Origin of the sequence: Amycolatopsis sp. NPDC058986 (assembly GCF_042741125.1) — a bacterium.
Classification (GTDB): Bacteria; Actinomycetota; Actinomycetes; order Mycobacteriales; family Pseudonocardiaceae; genus Amycolatopsis.
In genome coordinates, this window is sequence record NZ_JBHYJW010000015.1 from 105323 (window position 1) to 119915 (window position 14593).

General features: G+C 68.6%; 18 protein-coding genes. 8 read left to right on the forward strand and 10 right to left on the reverse strand.

Annotated features, from left to right (window positions below; genetic code table 11):
* Window positions 1–24: 24 nt before the first annotated feature.
* Entirely contained in the window at window positions 25–288 is a 264-nt protein-coding gene (locus tag ACFW0G_RS16155) for a hypothetical protein (RefSeq protein ID WP_378326029.1), read from the reverse strand.
* A 53-nt stretch (window positions 289–341) separates the two neighbouring features.
* Between ACFW0G_RS16155 and ACFW0G_RS16160 the strand changes: the two genes are divergently transcribed.
* Together ACFW0G_RS16160 and ACFW0G_RS16165 are read left to right on the forward strand one after the other, a co-directional pair.
* The gene (locus ACFW0G_RS16160) at window positions 342–1208 is read left to right on the forward strand and encodes a helix-turn-helix domain-containing protein (RefSeq protein ID WP_378326031.1); all 867 of its coding nucleotides are present in this window, start codon (window positions 342–344) and stop codon (window positions 1206–1208) included.
* Window positions 1209–1231: 23 nt separating this feature from the next.
* Window positions 1232–1501: a DUF397 domain-containing protein gene (locus tag ACFW0G_RS16165; RefSeq protein ID WP_378326032.1), complete on the forward strand. Its 270-nt coding sequence runs from the start codon at window positions 1232–1234 to the stop codon at window positions 1499–1501.
* Here ACFW0G_RS16165 and ACFW0G_RS16170 read toward each other — a convergent pair.
* A complete protein-coding gene (locus ACFW0G_RS16170) occupies window positions 1481–2125 on the reverse strand; it encodes a hypothetical protein (protein ID WP_378326033.1) in 645 nt (214 codons plus the stop codon). The two genes, ACFW0G_RS16165 and ACFW0G_RS16170, sit on opposite strands and share 21 nt — an antisense overlap.
* Window positions 2113–2916: an ABC transporter ATP-binding protein gene (locus tag ACFW0G_RS16175; RefSeq protein WP_378326076.1), complete on the reverse strand. Its 804-nt coding sequence runs from the start codon at window positions 2914–2916 to the stop codon at window positions 2113–2115. The genes ACFW0G_RS16170 and ACFW0G_RS16175 overlap by 13 nt, the downstream gene beginning before the upstream one ends.
* A 68-nt stretch (window positions 2917–2984) precedes the next feature.
* Here ACFW0G_RS16175 and ACFW0G_RS16180 point away from each other — a divergent pair, with 68 nt between their 5' ends.
* The gene (locus ACFW0G_RS16180) at window positions 2985–3566 is read left to right on the forward strand and encodes a hypothetical protein (protein WP_378326034.1); all 582 of its coding nucleotides are present in this window, start codon (window positions 2985–2987) and stop codon (window positions 3564–3566) included.
* Window positions 3567–3676: 110 nt separating this feature from the next.
* Here ACFW0G_RS16180 and ACFW0G_RS16185 read toward each other — a convergent pair whose 3' ends face one another.
* On the reverse strand, window positions 3677–4321 hold the full coding sequence (locus ACFW0G_RS16185; protein ID WP_378326035.1) for an aminodeoxychorismate/anthranilate synthase component II: 645 nt from the start codon (window positions 4319–4321) through the stop codon (window positions 3677–3679).
* A gap of 83 nt (window positions 4322–4404) precedes the next feature.
* Between ACFW0G_RS16185 and ACFW0G_RS16190 the strand changes: the two genes are divergently transcribed.
* Entirely contained in the window at window positions 4405–5751 is a 1347-nt protein-coding gene (locus tag ACFW0G_RS16190; RefSeq protein WP_378326036.1) for an FAD-dependent oxidoreductase, read from the forward strand.
* Window positions 5752–5755: 4 nt separating this feature from the next.
* On the opposite strand, the gene ACFW0G_RS16195 is transcribed toward ACFW0G_RS16190, so the two are convergent.
* Window positions 5756–6616 (reverse strand): LysR family transcriptional regulator, encoded by an 861-nt coding sequence (locus ACFW0G_RS16195; RefSeq protein WP_378326037.1) that lies wholly within the window; start codon window positions 6614–6616, stop codon window positions 5756–5758.
* Between the two features lie 75 nt (window positions 6617–6691).
* Between ACFW0G_RS16195 and ACFW0G_RS16200 the strand changes: the two genes are divergently transcribed.
* Window positions 6692–7606 (forward strand): YncE family protein, encoded by a 915-nt coding sequence (locus ACFW0G_RS16200; RefSeq protein ID WP_378326038.1) that lies wholly within the window; start codon window positions 6692–6694, stop codon window positions 7604–7606.
* Here the strand turns inward: ACFW0G_RS16200 and ACFW0G_RS16205 are convergent, their stop codons facing one another.
* Both ACFW0G_RS16205 and ACFW0G_RS16210 read right to left on the reverse strand, forming a co-directional pair.
* On the reverse strand, window positions 7607–8263 hold the full coding sequence (locus ACFW0G_RS16205; protein WP_378326039.1) for a response regulator: 657 nt from the start codon (window positions 8261–8263) through the stop codon (window positions 7607–7609).
* Complete coding sequence (locus ACFW0G_RS16210; protein ID WP_378326040.1) at window positions 8236–10074, reverse strand: histidine kinase; 1839 nt, start codon at window positions 10072–10074, stop codon at window positions 8236–8238. The genes ACFW0G_RS16205 and ACFW0G_RS16210 overlap by 28 nt, the downstream gene beginning before the upstream one ends.
* Before the next feature lie 154 nt (window positions 10075–10228).
* On the opposite strand from ACFW0G_RS16210, the gene ACFW0G_RS16215 reads away from it, so the two are divergent.
* The 3 genes from ACFW0G_RS16215 to ACFW0G_RS16225 all read left to right on the forward strand — a co-directional run bounded on the left by ACFW0G_RS16215 (window position 10229) and on the right by ACFW0G_RS16225 (window position 12180).
* Window positions 10229–10939 carry an ABC transporter ATP-binding protein gene (locus tag ACFW0G_RS16215; RefSeq protein ID WP_378326042.1) on the forward strand — a complete coding sequence of 237 codons (711 nt, stop codon included), beginning with the start codon at window positions 10229–10231 and terminating at the stop codon, window positions 10937–10939.
* A 13-nt stretch (window positions 10940–10952) separates the two neighbouring features.
* A complete protein-coding gene (locus ACFW0G_RS16220) occupies window positions 10953–11687 on the forward strand; it encodes an ABC transporter permease (RefSeq protein ID WP_378326044.1) in 735 nt (244 codons plus the stop codon).
* A gap of 100 nt (window positions 11688–11787) precedes the next feature.
* Window positions 11788–12180, forward strand: coding sequence for an SCO5389 family protein (locus tag ACFW0G_RS16225; protein WP_378326045.1), 393 nt, complete (start codon window positions 11788–11790; stop codon window positions 12178–12180).
* Here ACFW0G_RS16225 and ACFW0G_RS16230 read toward each other — a convergent pair.
* The 3 genes from ACFW0G_RS16230 to ACFW0G_RS16240 are packed head-to-tail and all read right to left on the reverse strand — an operon-like array spanning window position 12177 to window position 14319.
* Window positions 12177–13097, reverse strand: a complete 921-nt coding sequence (locus tag ACFW0G_RS16230; RefSeq protein ID WP_378326046.1) for an LLM class flavin-dependent oxidoreductase — start codon at window positions 13095–13097, stop codon at window positions 12177–12179. The genes ACFW0G_RS16225 and ACFW0G_RS16230 overlap by 4 nt on opposite strands.
* 59 nt (window positions 13098–13156) lie before the next feature.
* A complete protein-coding gene (locus ACFW0G_RS16235; protein ID WP_378326047.1) occupies window positions 13157–13312 on the reverse strand; it encodes a hypothetical protein in 156 nt (51 codons plus the stop codon).
* Window positions 13312–14319 (reverse strand): class E sortase, encoded by a 1008-nt coding sequence (locus ACFW0G_RS16240; protein WP_378326077.1) that lies wholly within the window; start codon window positions 14317–14319, stop codon window positions 13312–13314. The genes ACFW0G_RS16235 and ACFW0G_RS16240 overlap by 1 nt, the downstream gene beginning before the upstream one ends.
* Window positions 14320–14593 lie beyond the last annotated feature (274 nt).

Consider the following 14593-nt stretch of genomic DNA (forward strand, 5'->3'; position numbering starts at 1 on the left):
CACGGTTCTCCGTGCGGGCCTTTCTCATGAGTCGAGCCATTCGAGGTCCACATCGCCGATGATGCGCAGCACCTCCAACAACCGTTCCGGGGTATCGGAAGAGTGAACCGTGCTGTCCTCGAAGAAGCAGAACAGCACTCCGCCCTCGTCGGGCAACTGCATGCCCCAGCCGATGAGCGGCTCGTCGGGAGACCGCTTCATCGTCCCGAAAACCGTGAACAACCTGGGCTTTCCCGCGACGGCGTTGTCATGGATGAGCCGCCGGTACGCTGCCTCACTAGGTTCCATAGCTCGGACGGTAGCAAGAAACTTTCTCTTGTGACAACTGCTAGTATTCGCGCATGGACATTCCGTCAGACCCGGAGTTGCTGAAGACCCAGCTGGGTATCGAGCTGCGACGACTGCGCGAGGAAGCAGGCTATACCGCGCTCGAGGCCAGCAGAGCCATCAACGCGCAGACGCCGAAACTGTCCAAGCTGGAGAACGGCAACCAGACCGCTGATCCCGAGGACATCCGCAAGCTCGCCGAGTTCTACCGCGCGACCCCGGAGCAGCGCGACTACCTGGTCACGCTCGCCGAGGCCCAGCCCAAGCGCCGCCGTCGCCGCAAGTCAGCCGAACGCGACGCGGTCCCCGACTGGTTCCGCCGCTTCCTGGCACTGGAATGGGACGCCACCGAAATCCGCAACTACCAGTCCGAAGGAGTGCCGGGGCTGCTTCAGACCGAGGACTACGCCAGGTCGAACATCTTGGCCTGGGAGCCGGAGGCCGACGCGCGGATCGTCGAGAAGCAGGTGGCTACCCGGTTGGAACGACAGATGGCGCTGCGGCGCAACGGGCGACCGTCGCTGCGGCTCGACGTGGTGCTGAGCGAGGCCGTGCTGCGCCGGATCCAAGGCAGCAAGACCATCATGTACGGGCAACTCAAGCAGCTCATCACGGCGTCCAAGCGACCCAATATCACCGTCCGAGTGTTGCCCTTCGACGTCCCGGACCGCATCACGATGCCGTCCGCCTTCGCGTTGTTCCGCCTACAGGAACAGAATTTCTCGACCGTGTATCTGGAGGACTTGTTCGGTGCGACCTACCTCAAGGAACCGGACGAGTTCACCAGGTACAGCATCGTTTTCCGCCGCCTCCGCGACTCGGCACTGGACCCGGAAAACTCTCGAAAGTTCATCGCTAAGGTGGCAGAGTCCTATAAGTAGACCGCCACCTGAAGGGGAGTGCCATGCCTGCCCCAGAGTTCCCCACCACCGGCTGGTTCACCAGCTCCTACAGCAACAGCAATGGCGGCGACTGCGTCGAGGTCGCCTTCACCGGCTGGCGCACCAGCTCCCACAGCGGCGGCAATGGCGGCAGCTGCGTCGAGGTGGCGTTCGCGGCACCGGCCGTCGGCATCCGCGACAGCAAGGACCGCACCGCAGGCCACCTGACCCTCCCCACCCCAGCCTGGCGCGCCCTCCTCACTCAAGTGCGTTCAGGCGCGGCGGCGGAGTAGCCAGCCCACCGCGGTACCGCTGGCGAAAAGCAGGACGAGGGCGAGCACCGCCGCGAGCGTCAGCGGCCCGGTAAGCGGGCGGTCGTTGGTCATGGCGCGCAGCAGCGGGTTCGCCAGCGGCAGCCATTTGAGCAGCAACACCGCGGCCAGCACCAGGACCGCGGCCAGCACCGTCCAGCCGACGCGCGGCACGAGCAGCCGGGAGCACGGCAGCCCGATCACGATCCCGAACACCGCGCAGATCAGATGCGCCGCGAGTCCCAGCCCGAGCACGGGTGCCGGACCGTGGCCGGACTTGATGACCGACCACGCCACGGACGCGCACGCGAGCACCAACGCGCAGCCGAGCACCGCCAGCACGGCCCCGCCGAGCACCGCGCGCAGCCGTCGCGCGTGGCTGAAGGTGATCAGCCGCTGCACGGGATCCTCGATGTCGAGAGTGGCGATCGTCAGCCAGCAGGACACCACGAGCAGCGCCCCCGCGCTGACGCCGTACTGCGGGATCAACGGCGATCGCGGGTCGGAGTACAGGATGACGTTCACCGTGAGGTAGACCAGCACGGCGGGCAGGTACCGCTGCGAATGGGCCAGCAACGCCAGGTAATACCACGTCATCGCGAGCACGGCGCCACCTCCCGCACCGACCAGCCGCCGTTGAGCGCGCGTAGCAACACCGCGTCCGCGTGCTCGGCTTCCACCGTCAGCACCACCCGCGCTCCATCGGCGACGGTTTCGCGCACGCCCGGCTCGGCGGAGAGGTCGCCGCCCGCCCCGTGCAGCACGATCCGCGTGGCCGCCGGTATGTCCACTGTGGACTCGACGACGGACAGTCGCCCGTGCTCGATTCGATAGACGTCGTCCGCGTGCTCGTGCACCACGGCGGCGCGATGGTCGGTGAACACCACGCTCGCACGGCGGTTCTTCGTCTCCGCGACGAGTTCGCCGAGCACGGCGTGCGCCTCGACGTCCAAACCGGACCAGGGTTCGTCGAGGATCAGCAGTTCGGGATCGACCAGCACCGCCTGGGCGAGGCCGACCTTCTGCGCGTTGCCCTTCGACAAGGTCCGCAACGGCGAACGCGGTCCGCCGACCAGCGCAAGCCGGTCCAGCAGCGGATCGATCGCCGAGAGGTCGGCCAGTCCGTGGATTCGCGCCATGTGCCGGAGGTAGGCCCGCGCGCTCATCCGCTGCCCGGCCGGGAACCGGTCCGGCAGGTAGCCGACCCGCGGCCGTCCGACGACGCGGCCGGCGCTCTCCCGCGAAAGTGCCGCGAGGATCCGGAGCAAGGTGGACTTACCGGAGCCGTTCGTGCCGAGGATGCCGATGACCCGGCCGCGCGGCACGGTGAGGTCGACGCCCTGGAGCACCGGTTCCCCTCGGCCGTACCACTTGCCGACCCCCACCAGCCGGATCAGTTCTGCCGTCACTTCCCCAGTCTTACCCGCACAGCGACACTGTCGGTACTCGCCGCTACTGTTCGTGAGTGGTCGAGCACACAGTGGCCCACGTCGACGAAGCAGGCGCCCGTCTCCCGGACGGACAGCGCCTCTACGTCGTAGCCGCCGTCCTCACAGCGGTAAGCACCCACGAGCACATCACCACAACGCTGGCCACAATGCAGGAAGCCGGGCTGCCGTTGCACTACCGCACCGAGCGGTACGAGCGTCGCCTCGCCGTGGCGAAAACCTTGGGCGAGTTCCCGCTGCACGGTGCCATCCTTCTCACCACCGGCTGCGGCAAAGCCGACCAGGAGCACGCACGCGCGCAACTCCTGCGCGAACTGCTGCCTCGGCTTGAACACATCGAACAAGCTCGCCAGGTGGTCTTGGAGAGCCGCGGGGGTGGCGACCGGCATGACCGTCGCACCTGCGAGCGGCTCCGTCGTTCCCGCCGGATCACTGCCGCATTGCGCGTCGACCATGCTGGTAAGGCGTTGCCGTTGCTATGGCCTGCCGACTGGGTCGCGTCCGCCTACGTCGCCGCACATCACCACGAGGAATGGGAACCGTGGGAAACGATCAACAACGCGCATCTAATCGAGATCACCACAGTGGACCCCGGATAGCGCGAAGCCGGGGGTCCCGTCATCCGGCGGGCACGTTCCCCGGCTCACTTCCGGCCGCGTCCGCGGACCGACCAGCTCAACCACCAGTGTAGCGCCTCAACCACCGAACGTCACGCGACGGCGGCCTTCTGGAGTGCCTTCGTCGCGCGTTCGAGTTCGTCCACGGTGGCGGCCGGGACCGGGTGCCCCGCCGAGGCCATCCAGTTCGCCAGCATCCGGTGCCCGCCCTCGGTGAGCACGGACTCGGGGTGGAACTGCACGCCCTCCAGCGGCAGCTCGCGGTGCCGCATGCCCATCACGATCCCGGACTCGGTGCTACCGGTGATCTCGAAAACGTCGCTCGGGATGGTGTCGGGCAACACGGTCAGCGAGTGGTACCGCGTGGCGGTGAACTCCTCGGGCAGGCCGGCGAGCACGCCGACGCCGCGGTGCCGGACCTGGCTGGTCTTGCCGTGCAGCAGCTCCGGGGCGCGGTCCACGGTCGCGCCGAACACGACGCCGAGCGCCTGGTGGCCGAGGCAGACGCCGAGCATCGGGGTCCGTGTCTCGGCACACTTCCGAATGACGTCCATGCTCTGACCAGCGCGTTCGGGCGTGCCGGGGCCGGGAGAGACGAGTACGGCGTCGAAATCGCCGATCTTGTCGAGGTCGACCACGTCGTTGCGCCACACCGTGCAGTCGGCGCCGAGCTGCGCCAGGTACTGGACGAGGTTGTAGACGAAGCTGTCGTAGTTGTCGACCACGAGTACGCGCATGCGCCCAGCTTAACCGTCCCAGCTGGTGGACCGTACGCCAGATCACATTAAAAATTAGGCTAGCCTAACTTACCCTCGAGGATGTGAGCCGTTCTCTTCGTGTAGCCGTGGTCGGCGCGGGTCCCGCTGGGATCTACGCCGCCGACATCCTCGACAAGTCCGACGCCGACGTGTCGGTCGACATCTTCGAGCGCATGCCGGCGCCCTTCGGGCTGATCCGTTACGGCGTCGCGCCCGATCACCCGCGCATCAAGGGCATCGTGACCGCGCTGCACAAGGTGCTCGACAAGCCGAACATCCGGCTGCTGGGCAACATCGACTACGGCACCGACATCAAACTCGACGAGCTGCGCGAGTTCTACGACGCGGTCATCTTCGCGACCGGCGCGATGGCCGACCGAGCGCTCGACCTGCCGGGCATCGACCTCGACGGCAGCCACGGCGCCGCCGACTTCGTGTCCTGGTACGACGGCCATCCCGACGTCCCCCGCACCTGGCCGCTGACCGCGACGAGTGTCGCGGTGCTCGGCGTCGGGAACGTCGCCCTCGACGTCGCGCGCATCCTGGCGAAGACCGCGGACGAACTGCTCACCACCGAGATCCCGGACAACGTCTACGAAGGACTCAAAGCCAGCCCGGTCACCGACGTCCACGTGTTCGGCCGCCGCGGCCCGGCGCAGGCGAAGTTCACGCCGCTGGAACTGCGCGAGCTCGACCACTCGCCGAACGTCGAGGTCATCGTCCACCCCGAGGACATCGAATTCGACGAGGGCAGCATCGCCGCGCTGCGCGAGTCGAAGCAGATCGACATGGTGGTCAAGACGCTGCAGGAGTGGGCGATCCGCGACCAGGGCGACCGCCCGAAGCGGCTGCACCTGCACTTCTTCCACTCGCCGGCCGAGGTGCTCGGCGAGGACGGCAAGGTCGTCGGCCTGCGTACCGAGCGCACGGAGCTGACCGGTGACGGCAACGTCCGCGGCACCGGCGAGTTCCACGACTGGGACGTCCAGGCCGTGTACCGCGCGGTCGGTTACCTGTCCTCGCACCTGCCGGAGGTCCCGTTCGACCACGTCAACGGCGTGGTGCCGAACCAGGCCGGCCGCGTGCTGGACCTCGACGAGAACCAGGTGCCCGGCGTCTATGTCACCGGCTGGATCAAGCGCGGGCCGGTCGGCTTGATCGGGCACACGAAGGGCGACGCGGCCGAGACCATCGCGAGTCTCCTGGCCGACGCCGACACGCTCGCCGAGCCGCAGCACGCTTCCCCCGACGCGATCCTCGGCTTCCTCGCCGCGCGCGGGATCGCTTTCACCACGTGGGAAGGCTGGGGCAAGCTCGACGCCTACGAGAAGGACCTCGGCGCCCCGCACGGCCGCGAGCGCGTCAAGGTCGTGGAGCGCGAAGAAATGCTGCGCGTCTCGCGTTCCTGACCGCTCACGAGAGTTCGCGACAGACCCGGCGTACGCAGGCTCGCAGCCACCGATGCGCTGGGTCGGCGTCGAGCCTCGGGTGCCACGCCAGTGAGATCGGCAACGCCCGGACCCGCTGCGGCGGCTCCACGATCGCGAGCCCGGCCTTCCCGGCGAACTGCCGCGACATCAGCGTGACGGCGTCGGAATCCCGCAGCAGGTAGACCGCCGCGGGGGCCGCCGGGACGACCGCCACCACCCGCGCGCCGTGCTTGGCGGGCGTCTCGCCGATCCGGCCGCGCCGGGAGATCGAGATGTGCGGGAACTGCGCGAGCCGTTTCCAGCTGACGTCGCCGCGCGTGAGCGGATGTCCCGGCCGCATCGCGAACACCACGTCGTCGCGGAACAGCGGTTCGACGTGGACCTCCGGCCCCGTCTCGCCGATGACGCCGATGTCCAGGTCGACGCTGCCGTCCCGCAGCGATCGCACGTCCTCGTCCCCCTCGGCGACGAACCGCAACCGCACCGAAGGCGCCTCCTCGGCGATCATCCCCAGCAGCCGCCCGCCGATGTGGGCCACGAGCGTTTCGTTGGCCCGCACCGCGAACGTCCGTTCCAAAGTGGACAGATCGACGGCGTGCCCGGTGCTCAGCAGCGAGGTGGCCTCTTCGACGAGCGCGTGCACGCGGGGCGCCATCTCCAGCGCGAGCGGGCTGAGCACCATGCCCCGCCCGGCCCTGGTCAGCACCGGATCCCGCAGCACCCGCCGCAACCTGCCCAGCGCCCGGCTCATCGCGGGCTTCGACAGGCCGAGCCGCTCAGCCGCACCGGTCACACTGCCCTCGCGCAGCAACGCGTCGAAGGCGGTGAGCAGGTTCAGATCCACTGTTCCACCTCGTGCAACTTTGAGTTGTCGAATGTGCTCTGGACGCACTTATGCCACGAGCATAGCGTGAATTACATGTTCATCAGTTGCCATCAAGGGGCCTCCACCGTCACTGCACTCGACGCCGACTTCGGGCTGATCGCCCGTGTCAAAACACCACCGCAGCCGCACGTGTGCGCCTTCGACACGAAACGCGAACTGCTGTACGTCACGATCACCTACCGCGACGGCTGGTACGACGAACACGGCGACCGCGGCGAGGAAATCGTCGTCATCGATCCGGCCACCTGGACGATCACGCGGGTCATCGACATTTCGCCGTACGCCGGACCGCACGACCTTTCCGTTCAGGGCGACGAGCTGCACGTGGTCTGCGAATCACACGGCGGCTGCCTGCTCACCCTGAATCTCGACACCTTCGAGCCCATCGGCCACATCCCGATCGACGTCCCTGGCCCGCACTGGCTCGCCGCGACGGCGACGAAGGCCTACACCGGCAACAAGGAAGTCCCGTTCGTCTCCGTGCTCGATCTCGTCGAACGCCGTCCGCTGAAACGGATCCCGACCCAGACCGGGTCCGAGGATCTCGAACTCAGCGCCGACGGTTCGATTCTGTACGCCAGCGACCGGCACGCGCCGCTGCTGTTCGTCATCGACACCGAAACGGACACGAAAATCCGCGACGTCACGTTGCCCGCCAATCCGCACAACGTGCACGTGCTGGACACCGGACTGGTCGTGGTTTCGCATTTCCGGCAGTGGGAATACGACAAGCCCCAGGCGGGCTCGGTGAGCGTGGCCGACCCCGAAAGCGGCGAAATCGTCGTCGAGTCGATCGAGGTGGGCGCCGCCCCGCTGGGCGTCGCTTCCGACGCGGACCACGTCTACGTCAACGCCAACAGCACCATGTCGGTCATCGACCGGAACACCTGGAAGGTCGAAACCGTCGTGGAGATGGACGCGGGCGCGCACGAACTGGTCCTGCTCTGATCACCCGGCACCGAGGTACGCGAGGACGGCGAGCACGCGGCGGTTGGTGTCGTCGGACGCGCTGATGCCGAGCTTCGCGAAGATGTTCGCGGTGTGCTTGCCGACCGCGCCCTCGCTGAAATGCAGCCTCGACGCGATCGCGGCGTTCGAGCAGCCTTCGGCCATCAACGCCAGCACCTCGCGTTCGCGCGGGGTGAGCGCGGCCAGTGGGTCACGGCTGTTGCCCGCCACCAGTTTCGCGATCACCTCCGGATCCATCACCGTGCCGCCACCGGCGACCCGGCGCACCGCGTCGACGAACTGCTCGGCGTTGAACACCCGGTCCTTGAGCAGATAGCCGATCGCGCCGACGCCGTCCGCCAGCAGTTCGCGGGCGTAGAGCTGCTCGACATGCTGGGAGAGCACGAGAATCGGCAATCCCGGGATGTCGCGGCGGACGGCCAGCGCCACCTGGAGCCCCTCGTCGGTGTTCGTCGGCGGCATTCGTACGTCCACAATGGACACATCGGGCCGGTGCTCACGCAGCGCCGCGTCCAGCTCCGGCCCGGAGCCGACCGCCGCCACGACGTCGAACCCGTGTGCCGCGAGCAGATGCGTCAGACCGTCACGGAGCAGATACTGGTCCTCCGCTACGACTGTTCGAGGTCGAGCTGGCACGGGATCTCCACGGTCGCCGTCGTCGGTCCGCCGATGGGACTGGTCAGGGAAAACCTACCGTCGAACACGCCCAGCCTGCGCTCGATCCCGCGAATCCCCGACCCGCGGGCGGGTTCCGCGCCGCCCTTCCCGTCATCGGTGACGACGATCCGCAGCAAGCCGTCGAGATGCTCCAACGAGATCGACACCGTGCGTGCTTCACCGTGTTTCGCCGCGTTGCCCAGCAGTTCGGACACCGCGAAGTACGCACACGCCTCTTCGGGTTTCTCCAGCCGCCCGGCCAGCGAACCGGTGACCTCGGCGTCCAGCGGGCTGTCCAGCGCGAGCGCGCGCACCGCGTCCACCAGTCCCCGCTCGGACAGCACCGGCGGGTGAATCCCCCGAACCAGCAGCCGCAGTTCGGTGAGCGCCTCCGACGAGGCCTCCCGCACTTCGGCGGCCAGCTTCTTCGCCTGGCCCGGATCGGCGTCGATCAACGCCTCGACCGCGCCGAGCTTCATCCCCATCGCGACCAGCCTGGCCTGGACGCCGTCGTGCAGGTCCCGTTCGATCCGGCGCAGTTCCGCCGCCTGCGCGACGGACGCGTCGGTGCGGGTTTCCTTCAGCCGTTCGACGCGCTGGGCGAGCCGCGAGGACTCGGTCGGGCCGAGGAGCAGCCGGGCAAAGCGGGCCTGCTGCCGCGCCAGCCAGGTCGCCGGGATCAGGCCGGCGACCATGAACCCCAGCGCGACCGGGGTCAGCTTCAGCGCGTCGAGAGTGGTCGTCGCCGAGGGCAGGCCGATCATGGTGAACCAGTCCGTGCTCCACACCGAGTTCGCGCCCTGCGCGATCGGCCGCCAGATCCAGAGCGCCTGCAGGCCGAGGAAACCCCAGAAGGTCGCCGAGACCGTCGGGATCATCAGCACCAGGAAGACCGGCACGTTCAGCAAGCCGCTCGCGAGGTCACGCCAGGTCGCGCGGTCACGCGTGACCCAGCGCGTCCGGGCGAGCCGGACCGGCTCCCATGGTTCCTCGTAGAGCTGCTTGCCGACCTGGAACAACCCGTCGGGCCGCGGCACCGGGAGCGACGGGGCGGGCAGGTAGGGCCGGTCGATCCGGACGCCGGTCCAGTTCCAGGCCTCCCGGCGCAGCGTGTTCGTGACGGTGCGCGAAAGCAGCACGATCGGCGCCGCCACCGGGTACGCGCCGACGAGCAGCACAATCGGCCAGACCGTGAATCCCAGCTGGACCACCGCCAGCACGAACAGCCCCATCTGGTGCCCGAGCGACTCGTACCGCCTGCCCACCCAGCGCAGCACACGCCGCGTGACCCCGATGTCCGGTTCGCCGTCCGCGCGCGGGCCGAGCCAGTGACGCGTCCATCGGCCGTACCAGCGCAGCGCGCGCGGTCCGCAGAGCATCGTCGCCACCGGAAGCGCGAGCGCGGCCAGCGGGTTGACCAACTGCCAGCCGAGTTCGCGCCGGGTGGCCGGATCGTCGGTGGCCCAGTGGAACCGGCGCATCCAGCGCAACCACCACGCGCGCTTGTAAAGCTGGTTGCCGTCGCGGTACCAGCCGTCACGTTCCGGCTCCGGCTCCGGTGGCTCCGGCCGGTACGGCGATTCGACCTCGACACCGCACCAGCGCGCGACCAGTTCCCTGGTCTTGGCCGATCGCCGCCGAGCCCAGAGCAAGGCCGGGGCGTAGAAGAAGATCAGGCCCGTGCACAGCAGCCCGAACGCGAGCAGCTCGGCCAGCACGTCGAGCCAGCTCACCAGCGCGAACCCGGCCAGCGCGAAGGCGCGGCCGACCGAGCGCACGTAGTGAGTCATGTGCCCAGTCTCGCCGATCGCGAGCCGGAAGCGCAGTAGGCCGAGCGCCATGTACGGGGTGGGTCCAGCACCACCCTCAGGTCAGCAAAATCCCACCTGAGCTGGGGTTTCAGCGTCATTCTTCCGACCGCCCGGCGAAAATAGCGTGGTCCGCATGCCACTCATCGAAGTCACCGGCCTCACCAAGCGCTACGGCTCACGGGTCGCGGTCGACGGCGTTTCGTTCACCGTCGAGCGCGGCGAGATCTTCGGCATTCTCGGCACCAACGGCGCTGGAAAGACGACGACCGTCGAATGCCTCCAGGGGCTGCGGACCGCCGACTCGGGCACGATCCGCGTCCTCGGGCTGGACCCTGCGAAGGAACGCGACGCGCTGCGACAGCAGCTCGGCTCGCAACTGCAGGAGAGCACCCTGCCCGCGAAACTGAAGGTCCGCGAAGCGCTGGAGCTGTTCGCGTCGTTCTACCCGAACCCCGCCGACATCGACGTCCTGCTCGACGTCCTCGCGCTCACCGACCACGCGGACAGCTACTTCGGGAACCTTTCCGGCGGCCAGAAACAGCGCGTCTCGATCGCGCTCGCGCTGATCGGCAACCCCGAGGTCGCCGTGCTCGACGAGCTGACCACCGGCCTGGACCCGCACGCGCGGCGCGACACCTGGCAGCTCGTCGAGCGCGTGCGTGACAGCGGCGTCACCGTCCTGCTCGTCACCCACTTCATGGACGAGGCCGAGCGGCTGTGCGACCGCGTCGCGATCTTCGACTCCGGGCACGTCGTCGCCACCGGCACCCCGGCCGAACTCCGTGCCACCACTGAGAAATCCACTTTGGACGACGCGTTCGTGACCCTCACCGGGCGCGACTGAGCAGGAGGACGTCATGCGCACCTTCGTCAAGATCACCGCCACCGAGGCGAAACTCTTCCTCCGCACGCCGGTCTGGGCGGTGTTCGGGACGCTGCTGCCCGCCGGGATCCTGCTCGGCGTCGGCTTCATCCCCGGCATGTCGAAACCGAGCGAAGTCACCGGCGGGCACCGGTTCATCGAACTCTGGGTACCGTCGATCATCGTCATCAGCATCGCGATGCTCGCCCTGCAAGCCATTCCGGCGGCCGTCGCGACCTATCGCGAGCAGGGCGTCCTGCGCCGCCTTTCCACCACCCCGGCGCATCCGGCGAACCTGCTCGGCGCGCAGCTGGTGGTGCACGTCGCGGTCGCGGTCGCCGGCATCGCGGTGACGCTCGCGGTGTCGAACCTCGTGTTCGACGTCCCGATGCCCCGGCATCCGCTGACGTTCGCGATCACCTTGCTGCTCGGCATCGTCTCGGTGTTCGCGCTCGGCCTGATCGCCGGGGCGATCGCCAGGACCGGCAAGAGCGCGAACGTCATCGCGCTGCTCGCCTTCTTCCCGATCATGTTCTTCGGTGGTGTCTACCTGCCGCGGCCGCTGCTGCCGCAGGTGCTCCAGCGGATCAGCGACTACATCCCGCCGGGCGCGCAGCCGCTGCAGGACGCGTGGGTCGGCAACGGGGTCCAGCCGCTGCAACTGGCCGTTCTGGCGGCCTTCGCGGTCTGCGGCACCGCGCTGGCGGCGAAGGTCTTTCGCTGGGAGTGACCGGGGTCTCCGCCAAAGTGGTGATGATGATCGTTTTCTCTTGTGGCCCCGGCCGCGGACGAGTAGCCAGGAGTACGGCCCAGTTCACCTTGGAGGTTCGATGTCTCTGGATGTGTCGCCCGCACTGCTCGAGAAGGCCGAACGCGGGGAGGTCGACGACGCCGAGTTCGTCGCCTGTGTCCGGGAATCCCTGCCATACGCCTGGGAGGTCATCACCGGCGTCATAGCCGAGGCCGACGGCGCCGCGGACGGGTTCGCCGACAACGAGACCCCACCGCCGAGCGAGGCCGAGCGCGGTCAACTGCTGCGCGCGCTGGCGTCGGACGCCATCCGCGGCGGCCTGGAACGGCATTTCGGCGTCAAGCTGGCGTTCCAGAACTGCCACCGCGTCGCCGTGTTCAAGACGTCGCAAGTGGACAGTGACCGCTACCGCGCGTTCGTCTCACCACGCGGCCAGCTGCTCAACCAGAGCCCGGAACTGCGCGACTGCTAACGGTTCCGTAGCGCGGGCAGCACTTCGGCGCCGATCCGCGCGATGTTCTCGTACGTGCCCTCCGGCGTACCGGACGCTTCCACGAACATGATCACGTGGGAGACACCGGTGCGCCGGAGGCTCGTCCGCAGCCGCTCCACGCAGGCCCCGGCCTCGCCGATGGGGTGAATCGCGCAGAGGTGCTCCGTGTACTCACCCGGATCCCGCATCTTCCGCCGCTGCCCGTCGAAGCGGACATGCGCGGCGAACCCATCTTTCAGCCAGCCCGGAAGCACGGCACGGACGACGTCGGCGGCATCGTCCCCGACCTGGCACATCACCGTGGACACATGGCCGCCGTCGCCGGGTCCGTACGCCGCCACCGTCTCGGCCTTCTCCTTGTCCCCGCGGTGCATCCCGAGCAGCAGCGGCAAACCACGTTCCGCAGCCAGCCGCACGCTGCCGGATTTCGCGCCATCACAAGCCACGACGACTCGCGGACGACGTTCCGGCCGCGGAGTCATCGGCACCTCTCGGAACGCGAAGTGATCGCCGTCCGCACCGACGGTCTCGCGGCTCATCGCCTCGAGCAGCAGGTCGAGCGACTCGGCGAAGCCGCTCTCGAAGCGGTCGATGCCGGTGCCGAACACCTCCAGGTCCTGCCACGGCCCGCCACGGCCGACGCCGAGCCACAGCCGTCCGCCGGAGATCGCGTCGAGCATCGCCCACTGCTCGGCCAGCGCGACCGGATGCGCCGTGGACAGGACGCTCACCGCGGTGCCGACGTCGATCCGCGACGTCCGGCCCAGCACGTGCGCCGCGAGCGTGATCGCCGACGGGCACACGCCGTAGGGCATGAAGTGGTGCTCGGCGAACCAGACGTCGTCGAACCCCGCTCGCTCGGCGGCCACGGCGGCCGCCACCGACCGCCGCAGCACGTCCCCGTCCCGTTGGCCGGGAAATCGCCCGGAGACGAGGAAGACGCCGAACCGCGGAGCTAGTGGACCGAAACGTTGTTGAACCACAGGCGGGGTTCGAGCCAGGGGAAGACGACGAACATGAGCAACGCGAGGATCCCGGCCAGGAGCACCACCGCGGTCAGGAGCTTGACCGCGAAGGGGCCGGGCAGGTGTCGCCAGATCCAGCCGTACATCAGCGGCCCTCCCCGAGCTTCTTCATGAGGTCGGTGTAGTCCTTGACCTGGGTCTTCGGCACCTGCTGGGTGAGGACCGAGGTGATGATGAGCCGTTCGCGCGCGGAGAACTGCGGGTGGCAGGTGGTGAGCGTGAGCAGCGCGGCCTCCTCCGCGGGCGGCAGGGTGTCGGCGGGCATGTACGGCACCGGGTTGACCGCCTCGCCCTGGGTGGGCAGGACGACCTTGCGGCCGAACGTCTTGCCGTACGGGCCGCCGTTGGACGCCTTCGCGTCCCGCAGGGTCCCGACGCCCTTGCACTTCGGGTCGGCGCCCTTGCCCGACTCCCAGTTCGCCATCTCGTCCTCGTACGGGAGGACCTTGTAGAGGTAGAAGTCGGTCTGGGTCTCGATGACGATCTGGTCGCACGAGGTCAGGTTGTCGAGGTCGTTGAACGGCGCGCCCTTGCCGACGCGGTGGCCGGCGATGGCGAAGTTGCCGGGCTCGCCCGGCAACGCGGTGCCCTTGTAGTGCCCGGGACCGACCTCGAGCGCGGCGTCGCCGGTGCCTTCCTGGATGGTGAAGTTGAAGTCGGCGCCGAAGCTCGGGATGTGGATGCGCGCGAACGCCTTGCCGTCGACGAGCTCGGGGTGCAGGGTGCGGTCCTTGGCCCAGTCGCCATCGAGCGTGTTGGACGCTGCGGCCTGCTTCTCCGCGGAGAACAGGTCGGTCACGTACAGCTCGTAGACCATGAACAGGAGCACGACCAGGCCTGCGGTGATGAGGAGTTCACCCACGGTCCGGACCGCGACGCCGCCCTTGCCCAGCGGCGGCGGTGGCGGCTTCTCCTTCGTCTTCGTCGCGGTCCCCGGCTTCCCGACGGGCTCGAAGACGACGGTCTCCTCGTTCGAGACGTCCGGGCCGGTGTAGCGCCGCCGGTCGGCGGGCGGCCGGGGTCTACGCGGCGGCGGGCCACCGGGCTGCCGCGATGCCGGCGGACGGGGCCGTTCACCGGACTCCCCCGGCATCGGGGGGCGGGGCCGCTCGCCGCCCTGACCGGGGCGGCTGCGGGGCCGATACGGACCGCCCTGATCGCCGGAGTACTGCCGCCGGTCGCCCGGCCCCTCGTGCGTGGCCACACAAGCTCCTCTCCGGCGTGCGCCGAAACCTGCCCTGCGTCGTACCGACGGTGACGCTGGTGTCACAGTCCGGGAATCCGACCGCTCCCGCCCGGTGCTCAGATGCGGTCGTTTACGTTAACGTGTGCACGTGGCGCTGGTTGCGCACCCCGAGAGCGGGACA

What these genes read in the sequence shown, in the direction of transcription:
- ACFW0G_RS16155 (WP_378326029.1), bottom strand. Translation starts at nt 288, where the DNA reads ATGGAACCTAGTGAGGCAGCGTACCGGCGGCTCATCCATGACAACGCC.
- ACFW0G_RS16160 (WP_378326031.1), top strand. Translation starts at nt 342, where the DNA reads ATGGACATTCCGTCAGACCCGGAGTTGCTGAAGACCCAGCTGGGTATC.
- ACFW0G_RS16165 (WP_378326032.1), top strand. Translation starts at nt 1,232, where the DNA reads ATGCCTGCCCCAGAGTTCCCCACCACCGGCTGGTTCACCAGCTCCTAC.
- ACFW0G_RS16185 (WP_378326035.1), bottom strand. Translation starts at nt 4,321, where the DNA reads ATGCGCGTACTCGTGGTCGACAACTACGACAGCTTCGTCTACAACCTC.
- ACFW0G_RS16200 (WP_378326038.1), top strand. Translation starts at nt 6,692, where the DNA reads ATGTTCATCAGTTGCCATCAAGGGGCCTCCACCGTCACTGCACTCGAC.
- ACFW0G_RS16210 (WP_378326040.1), bottom strand. Translation starts at nt 10,074, where the DNA reads ATGACTCACTACGTGCGCTCGGTCGGCCGCGCCTTCGCGCTGGCCGGG.
- ACFW0G_RS16215 (WP_378326042.1), top strand. Translation starts at nt 10,229, where the DNA reads ATGCCACTCATCGAAGTCACCGGCCTCACCAAGCGCTACGGCTCACGG.
- ACFW0G_RS16220 (WP_378326044.1), top strand. Translation starts at nt 10,953, where the DNA reads ATGCGCACCTTCGTCAAGATCACCGCCACCGAGGCGAAACTCTTCCTC.
- ACFW0G_RS16225 (WP_378326045.1), top strand. Translation starts at nt 11,788, where the DNA reads ATGTCTCTGGATGTGTCGCCCGCACTGCTCGAGAAGGCCGAACGCGGG.
- ACFW0G_RS16235 (WP_378326047.1), bottom strand. Translation starts at nt 13,312, where the DNA reads ATGTACGGCTGGATCTGGCGACACCTGCCCGGCCCCTTCGCGGTCAAG.
- ACFW0G_RS16240 (WP_378326077.1), bottom strand. Translation starts at nt 14,319, where the DNA reads ATGCCGGGGGAGTCCGGTGAACGGCCCCGTCCGCCGGCATCGCGGCAG.